Genomic DNA, 21,698 nt, shown 5'->3' with positions numbered 1-21,698 from the left:
CTTCTGTTTATACTTATAAATTTAAATCCTGATCTCTCTTTTTTGGGTTGGCCGTACAAGTTCATCTATCGCAGCAACTCCTCTACGGGAATGTTGTTCTTCGAGGAATAGTTGTTGCATTCTTTTTATATTCATGAAAACATTGTCATCCTGCATTAATGTATTCACCTGGTCTTTCAGCAATATCCAATCCAACTGATTAAAATCTATCTTCTTTCCTAAGCCATGGTATACTACCCTTGCAGCATTGGATGGCTGATCTCTTGCAATGGGCACTACGATCATAGGCACACCAAAACAGATACACTCTTTTACTGTTCCCAGTCCACCATGAATGATAGCCAATGAAGCTTTGCTCAATACATCCAGCTGAGAGATCCAGTTGACGACCTTTACGTTAGAAGGAATATTGCCGAGTACTGACGACTGCATCTCGGGGCCAATAGCCAGTATCATATACTTATCTTTCATTTCTTCAGTGGCCATCATTTGTAACAATCCACGGAAAAATGTTTTGCTCTTATCTCCATAGCTTAACACCTGTGATCCCAGAGATGCATATATCAAGGGTCTTCCTCCTGCTGCTTCAATGAGACCAGCTGTAAAAGGATCTCCTTTGTCCCATTGTCTGATGGACGGTCCTATACTGATGCTATTCAGCTTACTGTCCGCAGGCTCCAGATCCAGCTCCAGGGGGCAGGCTACTAATTCCCGTAAACTATTCAAAGGTGCCGCAAGATGCTCCAGTGAACGCACTACTATCCCGATATCAGCCAGGTAGGTGATAAGGGAGGCCGTAAGTTCAGGGGGAATCTTCAATAGATCACCTACACAATCTTTAGAAAGTGTAACTCCCGGGTCCCGAAGATAGGTGGTGAACACTACTGGCCGGATCCCGTATTTGTAATAAAGTAATAACAGGTCAAACCGCAGGAAAGTACTAACGATATAAATGTCAGGCCTGATCACATTGACTAGCTGATCATAAGCGCCGTTGATAATTTCCTGAAATGCTGCTATGCTTTCAGGCCCCTCCGCCCCCTGTATTTCATGACGCCGTTTATATTGTTCTCTAAAACCTGGCGGGAAAACCTCTTCAAGCACAGGTATGAAACTAAATCCATGCGCTCTGACAAGCTTCTCATTGTCACAGATACTTACATAGATTACTTCATGACCTCTCTCTCTCAACCCATAACTCAGGTCAAAGGTAGGAAGGAGGTGTCCTTCCTCTGCGTCCATAAGAATAACAATCTTTGCCATATGTGTGTCAGTGATCAGTGAACGCGGTTACCTACTTCTTCTGCACCTGATTCTCTTTCCTCCGGTTTCTTAACTTTGTTACTACCGAAGTTGTAAGTAAAATTCAATCTGCATATTCTCGGTTCGTAACGGTATAAAACTCTCACATCAAGGTTATTGCCAGGTATATCCAGCCGCTGTTTATCGATGTTTGTCCAGAACAGATCACTCACGTTGAGGCGAAGTGCTCCTTTGTCTTTAAGGATTTTCTTTTGCAGTCCAACATCTACTGATCCTGCAGCAGATGTTTTAGAGATTCCTGCAATACCGGGTGATCTGTATACACCCATTAGCTCCATAGAGATTCCCGCAGGCAACTTAAATCGCTGCACCAGGTTAAGCCGCAAATAAGACTGATTAATGCTGACATTGTTGTCCAGATGGCTGGTCATTACTTTGCGGATACTGCCGATGCAATTGACTTGTATATTCCACCATTTGTTTACCTTGAAAGGAGCGGCAAACATCAAGCTGTATGTATCCCGGTATTTCAGGTTAAGTGTTGTCAGCACTTCTACGTTTGAAGCGCTATCAATAACCGGTTGGTTCTGGGCAAACGCATTAGACTCGTGGCTATACTGCAAAGACAGCAGGTACCTGAGAAACTTGTAATCCAGTTTCACCCCATCTGTAATAGCAGCAAGCAGGTTAGCATTCCCATAGTAATAAGCAGTTGGATCAATAAAGATGACAAAGGGAGCCAGGTCACTGAAGGATGGCCGTGTGATCCTTCTGCCGTAAGAAAACTGTATGGTTTGTTGTTTATTGATATCGTGTGAAAAGAATAATGTTGGGAAAAGATTATTGAAGTTCCTTTTTATGCCACTATTCTTCACTAATATATTCAGATCTATATCTGCATACTCATAACGCATTCCTACATTCAGGTTGGTTTTACTGCTTAGTGAAGTATTCAATGCAACATATGCCGCGCCTATTTTTTCTTTGTATTCAGAAGACTGGGAAAAGTCCGGTACTTCTGTCCAGTTGTGATTTTCCAATTTGTTCAAAAGCACATTATTCTCAAACTTCGAATAAGATCCTTTCACACCAGCTTCCAGGTTAATGTTGTCATTGAAAGCTACTGTATAATCTGATTTACCAACCCATATATTTACAGGCGTTTTCTTACTGGCCATCAGGTTTGAATCTATTATCATAACTCCACCCGCATCATAGTAACGATTGCGGTACCGGGTGGGATTGTCATTATCATAGTAGAGATAATCAATATCCACACTGACGCTACTACCCTTTCTGATCTCGTGTGTCAGATATATATTTCCACCCAGGTTTTTCCAGGTATTCGTTTCATTGTTAACAATTCCAATACTACCCGCAGAGATGTTATTGACTTGTAGGGTCACATCGTTATTAGCGTCCATTACCCACTTATTACTATATCCGGTAACAAAACCTCCGATAGTAGTCTTTCGTGAAACATTGTAATCAAGCCCAACCTGTGCAGAAAAGTTAGTAGTGACAGGATCCCTTTTACTCACCGTACCGGTATAATTATTATCCGTACCATCTTTCACTGTTCTTGCATTCTCAAAACGCTGGCTGGTGTGATTGCGATAGAAAGAAAAGTCGCCATAAATATTTACCTTCTCTGCACGATGATTAATGTTGATGCCTGCTCCCAGCTTTTCTTTCAATCCATATCCGAGTGTAACATTATAAGTACCATTGGTACCATATTCAGCAGGTCTTTTCAGGACGATATTGATGATACCACCGTTTCCACTTGCATCATATTGTGCAGAAGGGTTACTGATGAGTTCTATTTTTTCAATATTAGCGGAACTCATACTACCTAATTGCTGAATAATAGCATCCATAGGCAAACGCGATACTTTTCCGTTGATCATTATTAATATTCCTGCCCTTGCGTTCAGCGAAATTGTATTTTGTTGTCTTTCTACCGTTACACCAGGAGATCGCTCTAGTATATCGAGTGCAGTTCCTCCTGCAGAGGAAATGTTCTGTTGAACATTTACTACAAGCTTATCTATCTTTTGCTCATAGAGCGGTTTCTGCGCTGTGACATCTACTTGTTTTAACTGGCTACGACTCGCTTCCACTACAAGATCTTTCAGTATTATTTCCCTGTTCAAGTCCGCGTCTCTACTCAACACCAGCGTATCTTTTCTGCGATAACCCGTCATCCTGATAGAAATAATAAAGCTGTCAGCTTTTATCTGATCAATGGTAAATACACCATCGCCATTTGTGACATATCCTTTCAGCAGGGAAGAATCTTTCGTTTTCAGCATTAAAGCGTTCGCACCTGGTAATGGTTGTCCGTCTACATCTCTCACTTTTCCGGTTACTTTGATCTGTGCATATGCTTCGTCGCACATCGTACAAAACATGAATAAACTAAGTAGGATAAGTCTAATCATAAATAAAAAAGGGTTATTTGTAAAGGTACTTGCCTGTAAGGCAAATAAAATATAAGCCGAAACAATGATAGCAACTGTTTCGCCGCGTTGTAAAGGATTTAATCAGTGCGCTCGATATCAACATTATGCTGTGCCCCACCTAATAATAGTTCTGATGATTCACTTTGACACCTGATTTTGTTGGCATAATGAGACGATACCCTTTTTTACAAAATAGCTTTGGATAAACACAGTAATAATTAGTGTTTAATTAAGTCATAAAGCTTCGATTACGTGTATAGCGATCATTGCAACAAGTCTGTTTGGCTTGTATTGAATAAATTTCTATTTACGTTTTCGAAATAATGATGTTATTCTCCCGTCAAAACCCCCACCTCTAACATACAAATCCATGGCAATGCATTAGAAAGAAGCCAGCTATATTAGCAACACCTGGTGAAGGTGGCTCCTGTTGTCAACCAGTAAGTCAATCAATTAAGAAAGAAAAGAGCAAGTCATAATTCCGCACACTTAGGGTAATCACTTAGCAATGACTGCAAGAAAAAGATTTAATCATACAACATCTGGTTAACATAAAGATTAGATGAGTTTTTACAATTGGATGTAAATAAAGACAATCCAATAAATAAGTGGTTATTATGGATGCCAATAAATCATCAATTGTGTTCGGGTAAAAGTTCAGTTTTTCTTATGGAAGCTCTTAATTAAAGAGTAACCAAATTTTAAGTTTTGTTTTTTAGTTTAATTGCAATTTGATTATGGATTAACGTCTTCTTTATTGTATCTCATCTATTAGAGCTCATAGGTCACAAATCTTTCAAACAAATGGTGCTTCTTAATTTTGGGGACGTTAAAAAACCAAATAAAATTAAACTTTAGATCTTGTGTAATAGAAGTTTCTTTGAACCGGTGTGTGAAACTGCACTGCAATATAGAAATTAAATTCAAAAAAAAAAATTTACCACTGAATATAAAATGCTCTAATTACTTGAGCCGGGTAATGTTTATATGACTACATGCAGGCTAATAACTGCTTTGGTGGCCATTCTTACTAGTGATGATGTTCATTCATTTTTATTGATTAATAATATATCAACAAACAAAGTCGGTATTGTAAATAATAAAAACGAATTTAGAATTGATTCCTGACGCGAACTTTTCCTTATTCTGAATATGAATGTGCATTTGCAGGGTATAGCTGGTATTGCATAACAGCCGAGTCTGTATATCATGAAACTTTACTCAGCTCAACCAGCACTAATCCGCAGTGAAAGCGCCAACTCGTGGAGTTCTTATCAGCATCACCGGCTCGCGTCACTCACTTATCTTCGGAGCAAATAAATAACCGGCCCCGGCGTGAGAATAATATTCTTCATATTACTACAGTGTCATTCTGCGAAAACATACACCATCCGACTTGCATATATTCGCAGTTTGATTACTATAGCCCGTTCCGCCAATCGATCAACACTAATTGCATTAATTAATAATTGTAATAAAACAGTTGTTAATGGTTAATTTCAGCCGCAAATTTTATTTAAAAATTTATCTATATTCGCAACCTGTTGTTAAGTACCATATGCGAAAAATAACCACATTTTATTATAAAATCCCTGACAATAAATCTTTCTTTAAAAATCCCTAATAAATAACCCACGAAAAATCCATCACAAAATGAAAATCCAAATTGCCCGCGCAATTCAAATTGCGGCGGTTGCAGGTACACTAGTTTCAGCAGCAGTTGGCTGTAAAAAAGAAACCGTTTCAAGCAAAGACAAATTGAACCCCAGTGACATCCCCACGCTACTTTCAGCCGGAGATGGCCAGAACGACCTCTTAGGATATGGGTATGATGTAACGGGTGAATACGCCAATTCAAGCGCGTCTAAATTCTCTGTTATTGATGTAAATGCATTGAAAGCAGCTCAACCCCTGCGTGTGGAATGGGACCTTTCCAAGACGCAGGTGGGTATCCTGAATTCCGGCGAAAATGCCAGGTCCTATCTGTACAAAAAATCCCAAAAAGTAAATGCCAGTGTTGACATTCCACTATTTAAGGCCTCTATCACAGGCGCCTTCAATAGTTCAGATGCATTCAACTCAAAGTACATTTACAGTGATTTTGACCTGGTGATCAAGCAAAAAAGAGTGAAATTAAACGCCGACATCAGTCTGCTTAAAACCTATCTGCAACCAACCTTCCTTGCAGATGTACAAAGCAGAACGCCGGCACAAATTGTAGCCACCTATGGCACCCATGTACTCACCGATATTATTCTTGGGGCAAAACTGCAGGTAATGTATCAATCTCAATCGACCGCCAGCGAAAGATCACGGTCTTCTGAAATTGGTATTGACGTAGGATTGAAAAAACTATTCAATATCAACGCTGGTCTCAACTTCTCATACAGTGAGGAAGAGAAGAACGCCAACTTTTCACAACGACTTTACTACAGAACCATCGGCGGTGATCCATCCAAAAGCATCCTCGGGCAGGTACCGATTGGATCAAACACCCCTACAATTGACATTTCAAGCTGGCAATCCAGTTCTAATGAAGCAAATGCAGAGTTGATTGATTTTGGTGAAAACGGTCTATTACCATTATGGGAATTGATTGATGACCCGGTTAAACAGACGAATCTTAAAGATTATATTATTCAATATCTCAACGACAGGTCTGCCAGTTTGGTTGCGCAAAAAATCTACGCCAAAATTTATGCGGATAACATCGATAACCATTTCTATTATGACTCCTATTGGAGTGATGTAAAAACCGGGGATCAGTATATACAGTTCTTCGATGAAGACGGGCAAACACCAGCCGTATTCAGGGGTAATATCAGTTATCGGTATAACATCGTGCATGAAGACGGAACCGATATCTGGAGATATGGAACAATTTATTCAGCCTGGGTTGAAAACAAACATAAGTTCTTCCTGTCCAGGGCATTTATTTCTTCTAAGGGCAATAAAAAACACCCGTGGGCAGAAATGATGTTCGAAATCATGCCTGGTACAGGCTACGAACCTATCAACATTCAACTTGATCCAAGGCCTTAATAATTTCAGGTTATCGTAATATCCACTTATTGGCTATTACGATAACCTGATATACAATACACTATCTATGGTACTGCAAGCCGGGAAAATGTGACTCAATGTAACCAAATAGACAGGGAGCACGATTAAGGATGGACTATAAAAACAGGCTGGTTAGTCATTTTCAACACATTGTCAGCATGACTGGGGTGAATATAAGTGGAAAACCGGCTCCTGCCATAAGCTCCCATCAGCATAAATGCATCCCTTCGCTGCAGCAGGATCTCCAGCAGGCCCTTTCTTTCATCTCCTTCTACAGCCATAAAATTAATATTGCTATAGCTGTCATGCATCCATTCCATGAACTTATACCGCTCTTCATTGGCAACAACATCCGGATTTACACTAATGACAGTCACCCGCATGTCTTTAAACCCGGGGAACAAATAGGTAAATTGCTTTATTGCATACATTGAGGAGATCTTCCCATCATAGGTAAATACCAGTTCATCAATTTTATTAAATGTCTCAGGTAAGGCTATAACAGGACATTCTGTCGATCTCAGAATTTCCTCCGCAACAGGTGTAGGAATAGATATATGTCCGGGCGTATATGCAATTGCAATATCTAATAAGACCAGGTCCGCATATCTGCTTTCCAAAATGATCTCATCCAGAAAATCATCTTCCGTTTTATGTACGGAACAAGGTATTCCCTCTTGTTCACAACGGGTTTTAAATTCGTGCATATGCGCATCACATAGTTGTCTTTTTAAAGCGCTGGTATGCTCATTTGCAAGCAGTCCCGCATGCACAGCAGCGTGGTTGATCCAGGTTGCCTCTGCTGCATATGTTTCCTTCTCAATATAAAATACAGCCTTCAATCCCGCCTCTGCAAGCCGGCACACATAAAGCGTAAAATCCAACCGGCCAGTATTGGGTTTTAGAGCGTTAGCCACATACAATATTCTTTTCATAACATAGGATTAAATTGTCAGAGAAAAACGCCAATGGATGGAAAAAAACCGACTGGCGCAAAACATCATTGTATGTATATGTCTTTCCACCAAATTTGACCTAATCAGAGAAGAAGGAAAATGATATTCATCATGAAGGGGATGACGACGATTAATCTTTTGTAAAACTGTCTGCAATTATGCATATCATCTATGTAAATGGTACCATCTCATAATTCTATCAGCAAATCGCTTTCCCCAATTCTTCTTCAGGGTGAGTAATAAAATAACATAACTGGTCACCCTACATGACAACGGCTACAATTTTAACATGGTAGTATTCATCATTCCAGTAACCAGCATTGGTCAACATCTGACGGATAACAAATGATGCTACTGTAATTTTAACTACCTTTCTGAAAATTGGAAAATGGTCATCATCATTATGGGATTACCAGGATCAGGCAAAAGCTTCTTTGCAGAACGTCTCGCGGCATTGCTTCACGCAGCGTATGCCAGTAGCGACCATATCAGGAAATCTATGTTCCCCGTCCGAACATACTCATCTAAAGAAAAAGAGCAGGTATATGATGAAATGATCAACAGAATGAGGCTCGCTATCAGCGAGGGAAAGAACATTATAATGGACGGTACTTTTTATTTAGACAATCTCAGGCAAAAATTTATCAGGAACGCCTTACCCAACTGTACTATTATCTTTATTGAAGTCATCGCAGACGAAGCAATTATCCGGGAGCGACTGAAAATGTCCCGAAAAGACAGTGAAGCCGATTTCAAAGTCTATCAATTATTAAAAACACAGTGGGAACCGCTAAAGGAAGCACATTTAACACTTCATTCCACCGATGAAAATATTGCTGAGATGCTTGAAATTGCTAACCAATATATTCAATCCAGAAATGACAAAGGAACAAATTGACCAGTTACTCGCCGACATAAGCAGGCATTCACAAGATGCAACCAGGCTGATAGAAACCCATATTTCCTGGGTGCTAGCGGGAAACGAATTTGTCTATAAAATTAAAAAACCTGTGCATTACTCGTTCCTCGATTTTTCGACAATGGAACAGCGAAAATATTACTGTGAACAGGAAGTCATTCTTAACAAGAGACTTACTGAGCATATCTACCTGGGTGTGGTGACGATCAACAAATTGTCAGAACGGTACTTTATAGATACAGATGAAGGGGAAGTGATCGACTATGCAGTGAAGATGTTAAAAGTAGACACTAACCTGCAAATGGATATATTACTATCAAACAATAAAGTCTCTACTGACAATATCAAACAACTCGCAGAAAAAATTACGCACTTTCATAAATACACAACTAAAATATACGATGTAAACCCGCTTGAGTTGCAGATTCAATTTAATGACCTCGGCAATGAAACTGTATTTTTACGGGAAAAGATCGGTGCTGCTGACTGTGCAATCATTGATCAAAGTATCAGTATTTCGAACCACTTCATTCAAAACAACGGTCCTCTGCTGATAAAAAGAGTTCAGCTAGGTTACTTCCGCGATTGTCATGGGGACCTCCATACAAGGAATATTTTTCTGTTACCCTCGCCCCAACCATTTGACTGTATTGAATTCAATGATAGCTTCAGGCAGATCGACATTCTCAACGAAATTGCATTTCTATGCATGGATCTGGATGCATTAGGCAGGCATGACCTCTCGGATATGTTCGTTCACTGTTATAATGAAATTTCGCCGGTCATAAAATCCCGTGAGGAGCAAATGCTCTTTATATACTACAAAGCTTACCGGGCCAATGTCCGGGCAAAAGTAAATAGCCTCAGGGCGGCGAGTATAAATGATGAAGCCTCACAAAATGACTACCTGCAGCAAACAGTAAAATATCTCCATCTAATGGAAAACTACTTAAAGTTAACCCTATGAGGAATATCAAAAAAATCAGGTACTGATATCATTGTTATTTGAATAGCACACCCTTAGATTTAGGAAACTGGTCATTTAAATTTTTTCGCCATGTTCCATAATCGTAAACAGGCCGCTGTTAAACTGGCCAAGTCTCTCGAAAAATACAAGAAAGAGCATCCTGTCGTGATAGGAATTCCCCGCGGTGGGCTGGAAACCGCTTATTATGTAGCCAGGCACCTACATGCCGAGCTGGCTTTTATTCTTGTGAAAAAATTAAGCGCTGTTGACAACCCGGAATATGCTATTGGCGCAGTAACGGAAGATGGTACAGTTTATTACAATCCGGGTACAAAAGAAAAATTTTCCAGAGAATATATCGATGCGATAGAACAACAAAAAAGAAAAGAAATTGAAAAAAGAAGGAAGCTCTACCGCAATATCCAGTTATTCCCTAAATTGAAAAACAAGACTGTTATTATAGTGGATGATGGCATTGCTACCGGAGCTACCATTCTTGCTGTCGTTGCAGTATGCAAAAAGGGAAATGCGGAAAAGATTATCGTTGCATCACCGGTGTGTCCGCATGATGTAACGAAGCAACTATCACACGAGGTAGATGACATTGTGATGCTGAAGGACCCCGATGAGTTCTCTGCTGTTTCTGATTTCTATGAGAATTTTCAAAATATAGACGATGAAGAAGCCCTTGATTTTTTGAAAAGGGATTCCTGATAAATTGATAAAAAAGACAAATAATGTTATTGCCCAGGTTAGTTTAAAAGCCAGGATTCACTTATTGATAGACTTTCTGAAGAACCATCTCTTCACTACTTCACCACTGATAACATAACAGGCTACAATTAGCCACATCCAACCATAATAGCGGAACTCGAGTCTGGCAAAACCTAAATAACCGGCTAACGGCAGGTAGGGTAGTATAATTACAAAAGACAACACCAGCGCTGTAGCCACCAGCATTCCCCTGCCCGGCAAACTCCTGAAAAAAAGTAAGCGGGTACGCATCACCAAAACGATGAGCGTAGCCGACATTACGGACTCTACAAACCAGCAGGTTCTGAAGGTGATCATATCTGCTTTTAATATAAACAACAGGATACCAAAAGTGATGAAATCAAACACTGAGCTCAATAAACCAAAAATGATCATAAACCGCCTGAGAAATCTTATTTCCCATTTATGGGGTTGCGCCACTGACAGATCATCGACTTTATCACCGGCAATGGTCATTTCCGGGAAATCCGTCAGCAGATTGTTCAGTAAGATCTGTTTAGGCAACAATGGCAGAAACGGCAGGAGCAGGGAAGCGCCGGCCATACTGAACATATTACCAAAATTAGCGCTGGTAGCCATGAATATATATTTCATAGTATTGGTAAATGTCTTCCGTCCCGAGGCTATCCCCTTAATCAGCACATCCAGACTCTGATTCAGCAATACAATGTCTGCAGCTTCTTTTGCTACATCCACTGCTGTATCTACAGAAATGCCCACATCGGCTATATGCAAGGCAGGTGCGTCATTGATCCCATCCCCCATAAACCCTACAACATTGCCGGATTTCTTCAGGAAGAGCACAATTTTTTCTTTCTGGTTGGGTGCCACTTCGGCAAATACGTCTGCCTGCTGCACCTGGTACAGCAAGGCATTGTTACTCATCTCCAGGATCTGCCTGCCTGTTATTACCACGGGTTTTTCAATACCAATTTGCCTGGCAAGGTTGACGGCAATGATTGAGTTATCACCCGTGATAATTTTAAGTTGTACTCCGGTTTCCTGGAGTGTTTTAATCGTTTTCTGTACATCTGGCTTCAGTGGATCAAACAATACTATAAAGCCCAGAAATATCATTTCCTTTTCATCCTCCCTGGTGAAGTCCTTATCATTCGTTCCATTCTTCCATGCAAGCCCCAGTACCCTGTAGCCGGCACTGCTCAGATTTCTATACCGCTCTTCGATATTTCCGAGTTTCGCACCTATGTCAATAATTCTACCGTCTGGTAGTTCGACGCTGCTACAAACGTCGATAATAGCATTAAAAGCCCCCTTTATCAGTACCTTATTATCCCCGTGATGTCTGACCTGTATGGAGAGTCTTTTCCGGAAAAAATCATACGATACTTCAGCCTGAACAATATAGTCACCCACATCTCCCTGGTAGGATGTCTGAATGGCCTGGTCAATAGGATTTACATAACCTCTCTGCAGGATAGCATTCAGCCATGCATAATGCAAAGCCTTTTCCGAGTGATTGCCCTCAATGTCCAGGGCCTCCTTCACGGTAACTTTTCCGGTAGTAATAGTGCCGGTTTTATCTGAACACAGCATATTCATGCTACCAAGATTTTCTATAGCAGAAAGCCGTTTTACAATCACCTTGTTCTTTGCCATTTCCCGGGCCCCGGCAGAGAGATTAATACTGATAATAGCCGGCAAAAGCTGCGGGGTAAGGCCAACCGCCAGTGCCAGGGAAAAGAGCAGTGAATCAAGTGCCGGCCGGTGCAACAAGACATTGATGCCAAAAATGATCATCACCAATATCATGGTAATTTCCATTAACATATAGCCAAGTTGCTGGATGCCTCTTTCGAATTCTGTTTCAGGGGGGCCGGATCTCAACCGGGCGGAGATCATGCCAAACTGGGTATCTTTCCCGGTGATGACAACCAACGCCTTTCCTTTGCCACTCATCAGGTGTGATCCCATTAAAAGCGTATTTGTACGCGCAGACATCAGGGTATCAACCGGAACGATGCCCGCCTTCTTTTCTACCGGAAAGGTCTCGCCCGTAAAAGCGGCTTCGTCTGTGTACAGCCCATCGGAATCTAATAGCAGACTATCTCCGGGCACAATGTCTCCGGCTCTTAACAGAATAATATCTCCGGGTACAATCTCTTCTGAAGGCACCTCCGTTTCTTTTCCATCCCGAAGTGTCACACTCCGGGTCTGGACGATCTTCAACAATTCTTTCACAGCCCTGGTAGCTCCCCTCTCCTGCCAGAAACTGAGCAGGCTACTCACCAGGATAATAAACAGTATGATACCAGCGTCTGATATATCCCGCAGCAGGATAGAAAGGAACGCAGCTATAATCAGGAGAATAGTAACCGGGCTTTTAAACTGTGATAAGAAAAGCTCAAATGAAGAACTAACTGACGCGGTCTTTAGTGAACGGGAAGAAGATGCTCTTAACCGAATTGCTGCTTCATGCGCAGAAAGACCGCCTGGCGTAGCGCATAATGCCTTCATTACCTCTGCTGCCGGAAGGTGATAAAAATTGTCTGATATTTCCCCTTCCATAGTGACTGAATTTACCTGTTAGCTATCAACAACCTTTTCATTTTAATCTACTGGTGAGCGATGAAAATTGCATGACTGGTTAATTGAATAACCGGGTCTGCCTGACTGGGATTTAATAATTCTGAAACCAACCCGCTGCCATAAGCGCCCATGACAATGAATGGATGATCTCTTTTGCGGAGTATTTCGAATAGTTCCTCTGCTACATTGCCTTCTGCATACAAAAATTCGATACGGGCATAACAGCCATCTATCCACTCCCGGAATTTGTTCCATTCTGCCTCATCGATCATCCCGGGATTAATGCATACGACAACGGCCTTGTAATTTCCCAGTAACGGCAGCAGGTAGGTAAATTGTTTTATAGCATAACTCGATGATTCCCGCCCATCGTAAGTGAATACCAGTTCTTCTACGCCCAGAAAGGTCAACGGCATGATAATTACCGGGCATTCTACATAGCACAACAGCTCTCTTGCAAAATCGCCTGGCACTGTATCATCATAATCACCGACGTCTAGCAATAATAGATCCGCATACCTGCTTTCCTGCACTATGCCATCCAGTTGCCTGCTCATTCTGGATATAGAATAGGGTATATCTCTGACATGACAGGCTGTTGTAAAACGCCTGACATTTTCATTGCAGATTTCGCGCAGCTGTGTAACAGCTGTTGCCTTAAGATCCGATATACCTTCCCAGTCAGCCTGTTGTATAGATAGCTTACGCGCAGTTTCTTTGTCTTCAAAAAAAAACGCCGAGATACGGCAGCCGGTGAGACCATATATAAAATCGATAAATTCGGTATTGACTGCATTGTAATTCAATGCGTCCTGCACATACAATATCTTTTTCATAATGGAAGTTTTGAACTGGTATCAGGAGCTTTTCCTCTTTGCTTTGAATGGACATTTAAAATACATCGGAAATGGCCGCATTTCCTTTACCACCAGGCATAAGAGAACATGATACTTATCCTGAAAGGACAAATAAAAATGCAGGCAGAAAAGTCTGCCCGCAATGTAATCCTATAAACCGTGACTCTTTCTAAATTTCTATTTCAAGTTCATCTTTTACCGCGGAAACACCTGGAGTAGACCAAACCACCTGTTCCACTTCTTCCTTTTCACGCCAGGAACGAACCTTTCCTTTTAATGTAATCGTCTTTTCCTCTGTTAAAATAGCAATATTGTCGGCTTCAATATTGGCCATTCGTTGCAAGGCCTTTTTTATGTTGTCCTTGATGAGGAAAGTGGAGGCTGCAGGTCTGACCGTAACGAGGTTTGAAATACCCTTTACCCCCTGCAGGTCTTTGACAGCATCCTTTGCAGCATCCCGCTGGTACTGCCATTGTACCTCGCCTTCGAGGGTAATATATCCATCTTCTACCTCCACATGAACCTGATCACTGGGCACCAGATTACTCCAGGAAAGAGCATCTACCGCTGCCTGGGCAATAGCTGCATCTGATCTTTTATTACTGCTGGGATAAACGACTTCTACATCCATCGCTACTCCTTTCACATTTTTCACTCGTTTTACCGCCCGTTCTGCAGCTAACTTTTTGCTTAGGCTATCAACAGTACCACTAAGGGTTACAATACCGTTTTTAACGGACACACCGATTTCAACAGCATTCAGGGCAGGCTCCCATAGCAGTTCGTCCTGAACATTCTGCTGTACTAAATAATCGTTTTCCATAATTTATCCTTTTAGGGTGAATAAATAAACCGTTACAAAACGCGGGTGGAATAATCCACCCGCAGTAAATCAACTTTCGTTTTATTGCCGCACTTTATTGCAGAATTTAAGTCCACTGCTGTATATTATTTCAAAATAGATTCAACGGATTCGTGGCTATTACAATGCTTTTTTTTCTTCATTTCTGCAAGCAGCTGTTTACCTTTTTCTGTTCTGGTAAGAATCGCACCGATCGCAGCTCCGGCAATTGCTACTGAAGCAATCACTGAAAGGGTTTTTTTATAGTTTTTCATATTGGGGTAGTTTTAGAAGTTGGAATAAAGTTGAGACTTTCTCTATCAAAAAAAATTAAGAATCATCATTGCAAACATTGATATCCGTCACTTGTAGTCATTCAACCCGGGTAATAACTTATGAACCATGTGCTATGGATCATTGATCACATCAGCAATTGGTCCTACTTTTAATGTTAAATAGGAACATATGAAAAAAAAGTCCTGGAGTATGTTTTTATTCTTCGTGCTCATACTCTCCGTCCTCATTGCCTTTTTTTTCCCGGAAATTAAAAAAGAAGCAGGTCTGTTGAAAGAGGTACAGCCGGGTTGGCTGATTGCCGCTCTCGGGGGACAGATCTTGACATATTTACTAACAGGCATGGAGTATAAGTACCTCCTGAGCGTATTTAATACTAATGAGAATCCTGGTATCAGAGATTTATCCAAAGCAGCTGTTATCTCCCTTTGCTTTAATCAAACACTTCCCAGCGCAGGCATCAGCGGGAACCTATTCTATTTCCAGTTTCTACAAAGATTTAACATCAGCAAGGGAAAAATATTCTCCCTTGTCATTGAAGAACTGCTTATTTACTATGCTTCCATGGAACTATTTATCATTTTTCTATTGTGCATTTTCAAACTTCATGCATGGTCTTCAATTCCCGTAAAGACTACCCTGCTTTCGGGATTCTTTGTCTATCCAGTATTGGGTGTGCTCATACTTTTAATGAATAGTACTGGAACCATCAGCCGACTATACAAAAAAGCAGTGCATACAAAGTGGCTAAAAAAAATATTTAAATTAAACACCAGCGAATTTCATCTGAATGAACGTATTGAATTGGGAGAAATTATTAAGCAACACAAGCAGGTCATTTTAAAAGCTTATGTAATTAAATTACTGGTAAGTATGGCCGACATATTTACATTATATGTTATTTTCCTGGGAATTGGATTTACCATCTCCCCTTTTTTCATCCTGGCAGCGTATGTAGCTACCAATATCATTTCCCTGCTTCCATTTGCACCGGGTGCACTGGTTCTATATGAAAGTAGCATGACCTATTTTTTTGTCAGCATGGGTATACCAGTGAGCCCGGCAATTATTGTAACACTTGTGTACAGGTTACTGTCATTCTGGTTACCAATGCCTATCGGCACCTTTATGTACAGGAAATGGCTGCATGCGGGGCACAGCAAGCAACCTGATGCGTTCGCTGAATATTAATATTCACTATGATCCGCATCATTGAAGATATCCCCTCTATGAAGCTAGCTTTGTACAGTAACCAATAAATCTTCCGCTATGAAAAAGCATCTCCTGACTGAAGATCTTGATGTATTGCAGCATGAGAAAAGCGATATATGTATTTCTATTATTATCCCGCTCCAACATGATTTTGCAGATCAAAATACAGCCCATGTGGATGCGGAGAATTGCATCCGGATCGTTCAAAACAGGTTACTGGAAAAGTATGATGCCGCTACGGTAGATCCATACCTACAGAATCTGGAAGACTTATACCAGCAATTGGCGACAGCAAGTCATATGCAGGGGGCCGGGTTATTTGTGTCTGCCAATGTAAAAAAACTATGGTATTATCATTTTCCGGTCAGGACCAGTGTAACGATCGACCGGGTATTTAATATCCGGCAGATAATATATGAATATAACCACAACATTCCCTATGCCGTTTTACTCCTGAGCGAAAAAGAAGTAAGGTGTTTTCATGCTGCTTTAACAGTATTAACGGAAATAAAAGACAACGTATTCCCCTTGCAATTCAATCCTGATCATACCTATCCCTTTCCTGCAAGCGATCAGTCAAATGCAGAAGAAAATGTGTTGCAGCGATTCGAAAAGGATAAATCTGCAACGGAAGAAATAAGGCTAACCAGTTTCTATAGAGAAGCGAGCAGCCGATTGCCATTATACATACCTCAGGATACTCCACTCGTCATTATAGGAGCGGTCCCGGATCTAGGTTGTTTCAGAAAAGTAGCAAAAGGTGCTTTTAATATTGCGGAAGAAATACACGGAAATTATATGCATTATAATCTATCCAAACTGGGCGTTCTGACCTGGAAACACATGCAGGAATATATTGGCAATAGCAGGCGGGCAATCATTGCACATTTGCAGGAACAATATGGGAAACGGCTAACCATTACAGGAGGGCTGAATATCTGGAGGGCTGTAATGGACGACAGAGGGCTCAGGTTGCTGGTCGAAAAAGATTATATGCTGCCTGGTTTCTTTGCTGACAATAATAGCGATGACCCCCAGTTTACCACTTTTCAGCATTTACATCACATGACTCCTGATATGATCAACCTGATTATATACCTGGTACTAAAAAAGGATGGAGAAGTAATGATAGTAGAGAATGAGGAGTTGAAAGATTTCAACAGGTTAGTATTAATAGCAAGATATTAGCGACAGATAACTTCCCGGACGAATACATTGTAAGGTATCTACATTCATAATCCACACCTTGTATATGCAACAATCCACTTCTTCATTTCAGCAGATTTCGGGTATCTCAAGCGAAGATCTTCCCACGTTACAAAAGAAATATGGGCTCAACCAGGTCCGCTCCAAAAGAAAAAACCTGTTGCTAAGGTTACTGACAAACTTATTTACAGAACCGATGTTCGTCTGCCTTGTACTGGCGTGCATTCTATACCTGGCATTAAATAGTGTCAGGGATGCTGTTACAATGATGATAGCCCTGCTGATCATCTCAGCTATTTCAATTTACGAGGATGTGAAAAGTGAGAAAGCCATCAATGCACTGAAGGCGTATACAGATCCTCTGGTCACTGTGATCAGGAATGGGATGCAGGCTAAAATTCCGGTTATTGAATTATTCCCATCGGATATCATATTATTATATGAAGGGGATATGATACCAGCCGATGCAGCTGTTCTTTTCTCAAACGATCTTACTACCAACGAAGCCATGCTGACGGGTGAATCATTTCCTGTATTCAAATCAGCAGATAGTGATAAACTGCTTTACCAGGGTACCACCATCAATTCAGGTAGCTGCACAGCCCAGGTGACAAAGACAGGCAGGTACACCCAGTTGGGCAAACTGCAGCAATCACTGCATACCTCGCACAATACGAGGACGCTCATGCAGCAACAAACCAGGCGCATCATGTACAAGCTGGCCAGCGCAGGTATCTTAGGTTTTGTCATTATCTTCATTACGCAGTTCATGGATACCAGTAATCTCGTTTCCAGTCTGCTGTCCGCACTAACAATTGCCATGGTTGCAATACCTGAAGAAATACCGCTTGCGTTCTCGTCTTTTATGGCGCTGGGTGCCTGGCAAATGAGCCGGTCTGGCATTATCTGCAAAAATCCCCAGGTGATAGAAGATCTTGGTATTATGACTTTCCTCTGCCTGGATAAAACTGGCACCCTCACCGAAAACAAAATGGCAATAGCCATGGTCTATAATCATAGAACAGGGCTGCTCTCTCAACTCCATCCGGATATAACTCCTGCTAACTACGACCTGTTTTATTTTGCGCGCTTAGCCAGCGAAACAACTCCCTATGACCAGATGGAAAAAGTCATTCACCAATATTTCGCTCGCTTTAGTTCAGCGCAATACCAGTTCCCGGGAATGGTACATGAATATAACCTGGAGGGCACCCCACCTATGATGACCCATGTCTACAGCATCAATCAAGAGGTAATAGCCGCGGCAAAAGGCGCGGCAGAAAGAATTTTAAAGATTACGGGAACCACTGATGCCAGGGTGACCAATTATCTCGCTGAAATGGGCAATATGGGATACAGGGTACTGGGAATAGCCAGTGCGTTAGCGGATGGAAATGCTCCCTTTCCGGAATTGCAGGATCACTGGAACTGGCGGTTTGAAGGTTTGATCGCTTTTGAGGACCCCATCAGGAAGGAAGCCCGCGATGTGATAAAAACATTATCAGCCGCGGGCATCAAATCATTGCTTCTCACAGGAGATCACCAGGCTACTGCCTGCTGTATAGCCAGAGAAGCTGGTATCAGTAATAATGGATGGGCTTTATCAGGCCGTGAAATCATGAACCTGGATAAAAAAGACATCTATCAACACCTGCAGCAAACCAGTGTATACTACAGGATGTTTCCGGATGCAAAATTAAAGATCATTGAAACGTTGAGAGATTTTGATGAAATTACCGGTATGACGGGAGATGGCGTGAATGATGCGCCTGCGCTGAAGGCGGCGCATATCGGCATCGCTATGGGACAAAAAGGAAGCGACACTGCCAGGCAAGCTGCCGACCTCGTGATTACCGACGATAACCTGGGGAAATTGCCGCTGGCAGTAGAACAGGGACGAAAAATCAATATCAATCTCCGGAAAGCCATCCGGTATATTATCTCCATTCATATTCCTATTATCTTAACGACCACACTGCCTGCATTACTATTTTTAAAGACTCCGCTTCTTTTACCCATTCATATTATTACACTTGAACTCATGATGACACCTATTTGCTCCATATTCTATGAAAAAGAGCCAGTAGACCCGGAATATATGAAGATGCCGCCCCAGAAAAAAAAGAATGCCCTGCTTACTTCAAAAGAAATCCTGATCAGTTCATTGCTTGGTCTCACGATTGCTGCAGGCGTCATGATATTGCTCTATCATTATCTTCCGCAAAAGCCGCTGGCCGAGGTTCGTACTATGGCATTTACTACATTGCTGTTTGCAAATATTCTTCTTACATTTTCAAACAGATCATTTAGCAGGAGCATATGGCATACGTTAAAAATCTGGCATCCATTATATGGCTGGTTATTTTTGTTTCTATCTGCTTCAATAGCGGCCATTCTTTTTATTGCGCCGGTGGTTGTTTTTTTTAACCAGGTGATGTTATCCCCGATGCAAATTTTGATTTGCTTAGGCATGGCCTTTGTGAGCATTGTATGGTTCGAGGTGTACAAACTGATCACATCTAAAAAGCCTTCTCATGAATATTATTCACAGGAGTCGCAGAGAGTTTATTAGCCTGGCAGCCATAGGTGCTGTGGCTGGCACTGGCTTACTGTCCGCATGTGGCAGCCATGAAGACGAAGGACAAAAAGTATCTCCGCCGGAAGACCTGATGCAGGAACATGGGCTGCTCAACAGAATCCTGCTTATTTATGATCACTGTGGAAATTTACTACAACAAAACCAGGCGTTTCCTATTGAGGCTCTGCAGCAATCAGCCACCATCATTCGAACATTCGTGGAAGACTATCACGAAAAGCAGGAAGAAAATTACCTCTTTCCGCGCTTTATAAAAGCTCAACAGCATACAGCGCTTGTAAATACACTTCTGACCCAGCATAAAGCAGGACGCGCGATTACTGAACAACTAATGCAGCTCACCCGCTCGCAGCGATTGTCTGACAATGAAAGACAGGAGCTACTACGGTTACTTTCTGCATTTAATAATATGTACCGTCCACATGAAGCGAGGGAAGATACTGTGCTATTCCCAGCTTTCAGGAAATTAGTTTCCTCACACGAATATGATGCACTGGGGGAAGAATTTGAAAAAAATGAGGAGCGAAAGTTTGGTAAGGATGGTTTTGAGCATATTCTGGCTAAAGTAGCGGATATAGAAAAATCACTTCATATTTTTGAGCTTGATCAGTTCACGCCGGTTATCTGATTTGCCAGACCTGTTCTTACAAAACAAGCACGGCAGCTCCATTCAGGTTTCCTTTTCTGAGGTCACTTAATGCGCTGTTTGCTTCTTCCAGCGTATACATGCGGATGGTGGTCCGGACTGGTACCTGCGGTGCTACCTGTAATAGCAAATCTCCATCCTGCCTGGTTAAATTAGCGACTGACTGAACAGATCTTTCCTCCCAAAGGTGGCTATAAGGAAATGGGGGTATATCACTCATATGAATTCCGCCACAAATGACCTGCCCTCCTTTCCGCAGGTTGCGTAAAGCGATAGGGATGAGGGCGCCGTCGGCCGCAAATATGATAGCAGCATCCAGTTTTACAGGTGCATGTCCTGTAGAATCCCCTGCCCATTTTGCACCGTTATCCAATGCAAACATTTGCGACAAGGTATCGCCCCGTTTTGTAAAAGCATAGATATTTTTCTTTTTATAAACTGCGATCTGCGTTAAAATATGAGCAGCGGCTCCAAAGCCGTAAATACCTATATTTTCTGCATCGTCCCGGATTTTGTTCCAGGACCGGTAGCCAATAAAACCGGCGCATAATAGCGGAGCGCCTGCCGCATTTGCATACATGGGTGGCATGGGGAAACAATATTGCTCATATGCTATGGTGTATTCTGCATACCCACCATTCATAGTATAACCGGTAAACAGTGCCTGTTCGCACAAATTTTCCTGGTGGTGTGTGCAATACCTGCATTTATTACAGGTATACCCCAACCAGGGTACACCCACAATATCCTTCTCCTTAAAAGTATTTACATTAGATCCGGTCCGCACTACTGTGCCGATGATTTCATGCCCTGGAATTAACGGTAGATTGGGATGTGGCAATTCTCCATCCACAATATGCAGGTCTGTTCTGCAGACGCCACAAGCCATTACTTTCAGCAAGACCTGATCTGCATTGGGCACAGGGATGTCTATAGAACAGGGTATCAACGGATGGCCTACCTCGTGCAGTACCATTGCTCTCATTTTGCCGGTCGGATACGTGTTGTTCATAGCTAAAAGATTAGGGCAGGCAGAAAAATTCCGCCTGCAATACAAAACCTCGATTTATGTCTACATCAAGCTTACTTAAA

The 21,698-nt window shown here is 41.7% G+C and carries 16 protein-coding genes; 8 read left to right on the top strand and 8 right to left on the bottom strand.

All coding sequences use genetic code 11. The features are described from left to right. Positions 1-21 precede the first annotated feature (21 nt). Together ABDW33_RS29085 and ABDW33_RS29080 are read right to left on the bottom strand one after the other, a co-directional pair. Positions 22-1,263 (bottom strand): glycosyltransferase, encoded by a 1,242-nt coding sequence (locus ABDW33_RS29085; protein WP_343693609.1) that lies wholly within the window; start codon positions 1,261-1,263, stop codon positions 22-24. Between the two features lie 14 nt (positions 1,264-1,277). Next, positions 1,278-3,707, bottom strand: a complete 2,430-nt coding sequence (locus ABDW33_RS29080) for a TonB dependent receptor (RefSeq protein WP_343693608.1) — start codon at positions 3,705-3,707, stop codon at positions 1,278-1,280. A gap of 1,674 nt (positions 3,708-5,381) precedes the next feature. Between ABDW33_RS29080 and ABDW33_RS29075 the strand changes: the two genes are divergently transcribed. Next, positions 5,382-6,770 carry an MAC/perforin domain-containing protein gene (locus tag ABDW33_RS29075; protein ID WP_343693607.1) on the top strand — a complete coding sequence of 463 codons (1,389 nt, stop codon included), beginning with the start codon at positions 5,382-5,384 and terminating at the stop codon, positions 6,768-6,770. Positions 6,771-6,895: 125 nt separating this feature from the next. Here ABDW33_RS29075 and ABDW33_RS29070 read toward each other — a convergent pair whose 3' ends face one another. Continuing rightward, positions 6,896-7,726: a universal stress protein gene (locus tag ABDW33_RS29070; RefSeq protein WP_343693606.1), complete on the bottom strand. Its 831-nt coding sequence runs from the start codon at positions 7,724-7,726 to the stop codon at positions 6,896-6,898. 409 nt (positions 7,727-8,135) lie between these two features. On the opposite strand from ABDW33_RS29070, the gene ABDW33_RS29065 reads away from it, so the two are divergent. The 3 genes from ABDW33_RS29065 to ABDW33_RS29055 all read left to right on the top strand — a co-directional run bounded on the left by ABDW33_RS29065 (position 8,136) and on the right by ABDW33_RS29055 (position 10,347). Further along, on the top strand, positions 8,136-8,645 hold the full coding sequence (locus ABDW33_RS29065) for an AAA family ATPase (protein WP_343693605.1): 510 nt from the start codon (positions 8,136-8,138) through the stop codon (positions 8,643-8,645). Beyond that, positions 8,626-9,633: a hypothetical protein gene (locus tag ABDW33_RS29060; protein ID WP_343693604.1), complete on the top strand. Its 1,008-nt coding sequence runs from the start codon at positions 8,626-8,628 to the stop codon at positions 9,631-9,633. Before ABDW33_RS29065 ends, ABDW33_RS29060 begins: the two co-directional genes overlap by 20 nt. Before the next feature lie 90 nt (positions 9,634-9,723). Next, complete coding sequence (locus ABDW33_RS29055) at positions 9,724-10,347, top strand: phosphoribosyltransferase family protein (protein ID WP_343693603.1); 624 nt, start codon at positions 9,724-9,726, stop codon at positions 10,345-10,347. A gap of 57 nt (positions 10,348-10,404) precedes the next feature. On the opposite strand, the gene mgtA is transcribed toward ABDW33_RS29055, so the two are convergent. The 4 genes from mgtA to ABDW33_RS29035 form a co-directional block, all read right to left on the bottom strand. After that, positions 10,405-12,933 carry a magnesium-translocating P-type ATPase gene (gene mgtA, locus ABDW33_RS29050; protein WP_343693602.1) on the bottom strand — a complete coding sequence of 843 codons (2,529 nt, stop codon included), beginning with the start codon at positions 12,931-12,933 and terminating at the stop codon, positions 10,405-10,407. Positions 12,934-12,980: 47 nt separating this feature from the next. Next, a complete protein-coding gene (locus ABDW33_RS29045; RefSeq protein WP_343693601.1) occupies positions 12,981-13,790 on the bottom strand; it encodes a hypothetical protein in 810 nt (269 codons plus the stop codon). Positions 13,791-13,980: 190 nt separating this feature from the next. Next, a complete protein-coding gene (locus ABDW33_RS29040) occupies positions 13,981-14,634 on the bottom strand; it encodes a BON domain-containing protein (protein WP_343693600.1) in 654 nt (217 codons plus the stop codon). A gap of 125 nt (positions 14,635-14,759) precedes the next feature. Next, complete coding sequence (locus ABDW33_RS29035) at positions 14,760-14,927, bottom strand: hypothetical protein (RefSeq protein WP_343693599.1); 168 nt, start codon at positions 14,925-14,927, stop codon at positions 14,760-14,762. A 190-nt stretch (positions 14,928-15,117) separates the two neighbouring features. On the opposite strand from ABDW33_RS29035, the gene ABDW33_RS29030 reads away from it, so the two are divergent. The 4 genes from ABDW33_RS29030 (at position 15,118) to ABDW33_RS29015 (ending at position 20,588) form a co-directional block, all read left to right on the top strand. Then, positions 15,118-16,137 (top strand): lysylphosphatidylglycerol synthase transmembrane domain-containing protein, encoded by a 1,020-nt coding sequence (locus ABDW33_RS29030; RefSeq protein WP_343693598.1) that lies wholly within the window; start codon positions 15,118-15,120, stop codon positions 16,135-16,137. A gap of 78 nt (positions 16,138-16,215) precedes the next feature. Continuing rightward, positions 16,216-17,346, top strand: a complete 1,131-nt coding sequence (locus ABDW33_RS29025; RefSeq protein ID WP_343693597.1) for a hypothetical protein — start codon at positions 16,216-16,218, stop codon at positions 17,344-17,346. Positions 17,347-17,410: 64 nt separating this feature from the next. After that, on the top strand, positions 17,411-19,936 hold the full coding sequence (locus ABDW33_RS29020) for a cation-translocating P-type ATPase (protein ID WP_343693596.1): 2,526 nt from the start codon (positions 17,411-17,413) through the stop codon (positions 19,934-19,936). Then, entirely contained in the window at positions 19,899-20,588 is a 690-nt protein-coding gene (locus tag ABDW33_RS29015) for a hemerythrin domain-containing protein (protein WP_343693595.1), read from the top strand. Before ABDW33_RS29020 ends, ABDW33_RS29015 begins: the two co-directional genes overlap by 38 nt. 16 nt (positions 20,589-20,604) lie before the next feature. Here ABDW33_RS29015 and ABDW33_RS29010 read toward each other — a convergent pair whose 3' ends face one another. Beyond that, the gene (locus ABDW33_RS29010; protein ID WP_343693594.1) at positions 20,605-21,618 is read right to left on the bottom strand and encodes a zinc-dependent alcohol dehydrogenase family protein; all 1,014 of its coding nucleotides are present in this window, start codon (positions 21,616-21,618) and stop codon (positions 20,605-20,607) included. Positions 21,619-21,698 lie beyond the last annotated feature (80 nt).

This window comes from Chitinophaga sp., from assembly GCF_039596155.1.
Lineage (GTDB): Bacteria > Bacteroidota > Bacteroidia > Chitinophagales > Chitinophagaceae > Chitinophaga.
This window is presented reverse-complemented; position numbering and strand designations above follow the sequence as displayed.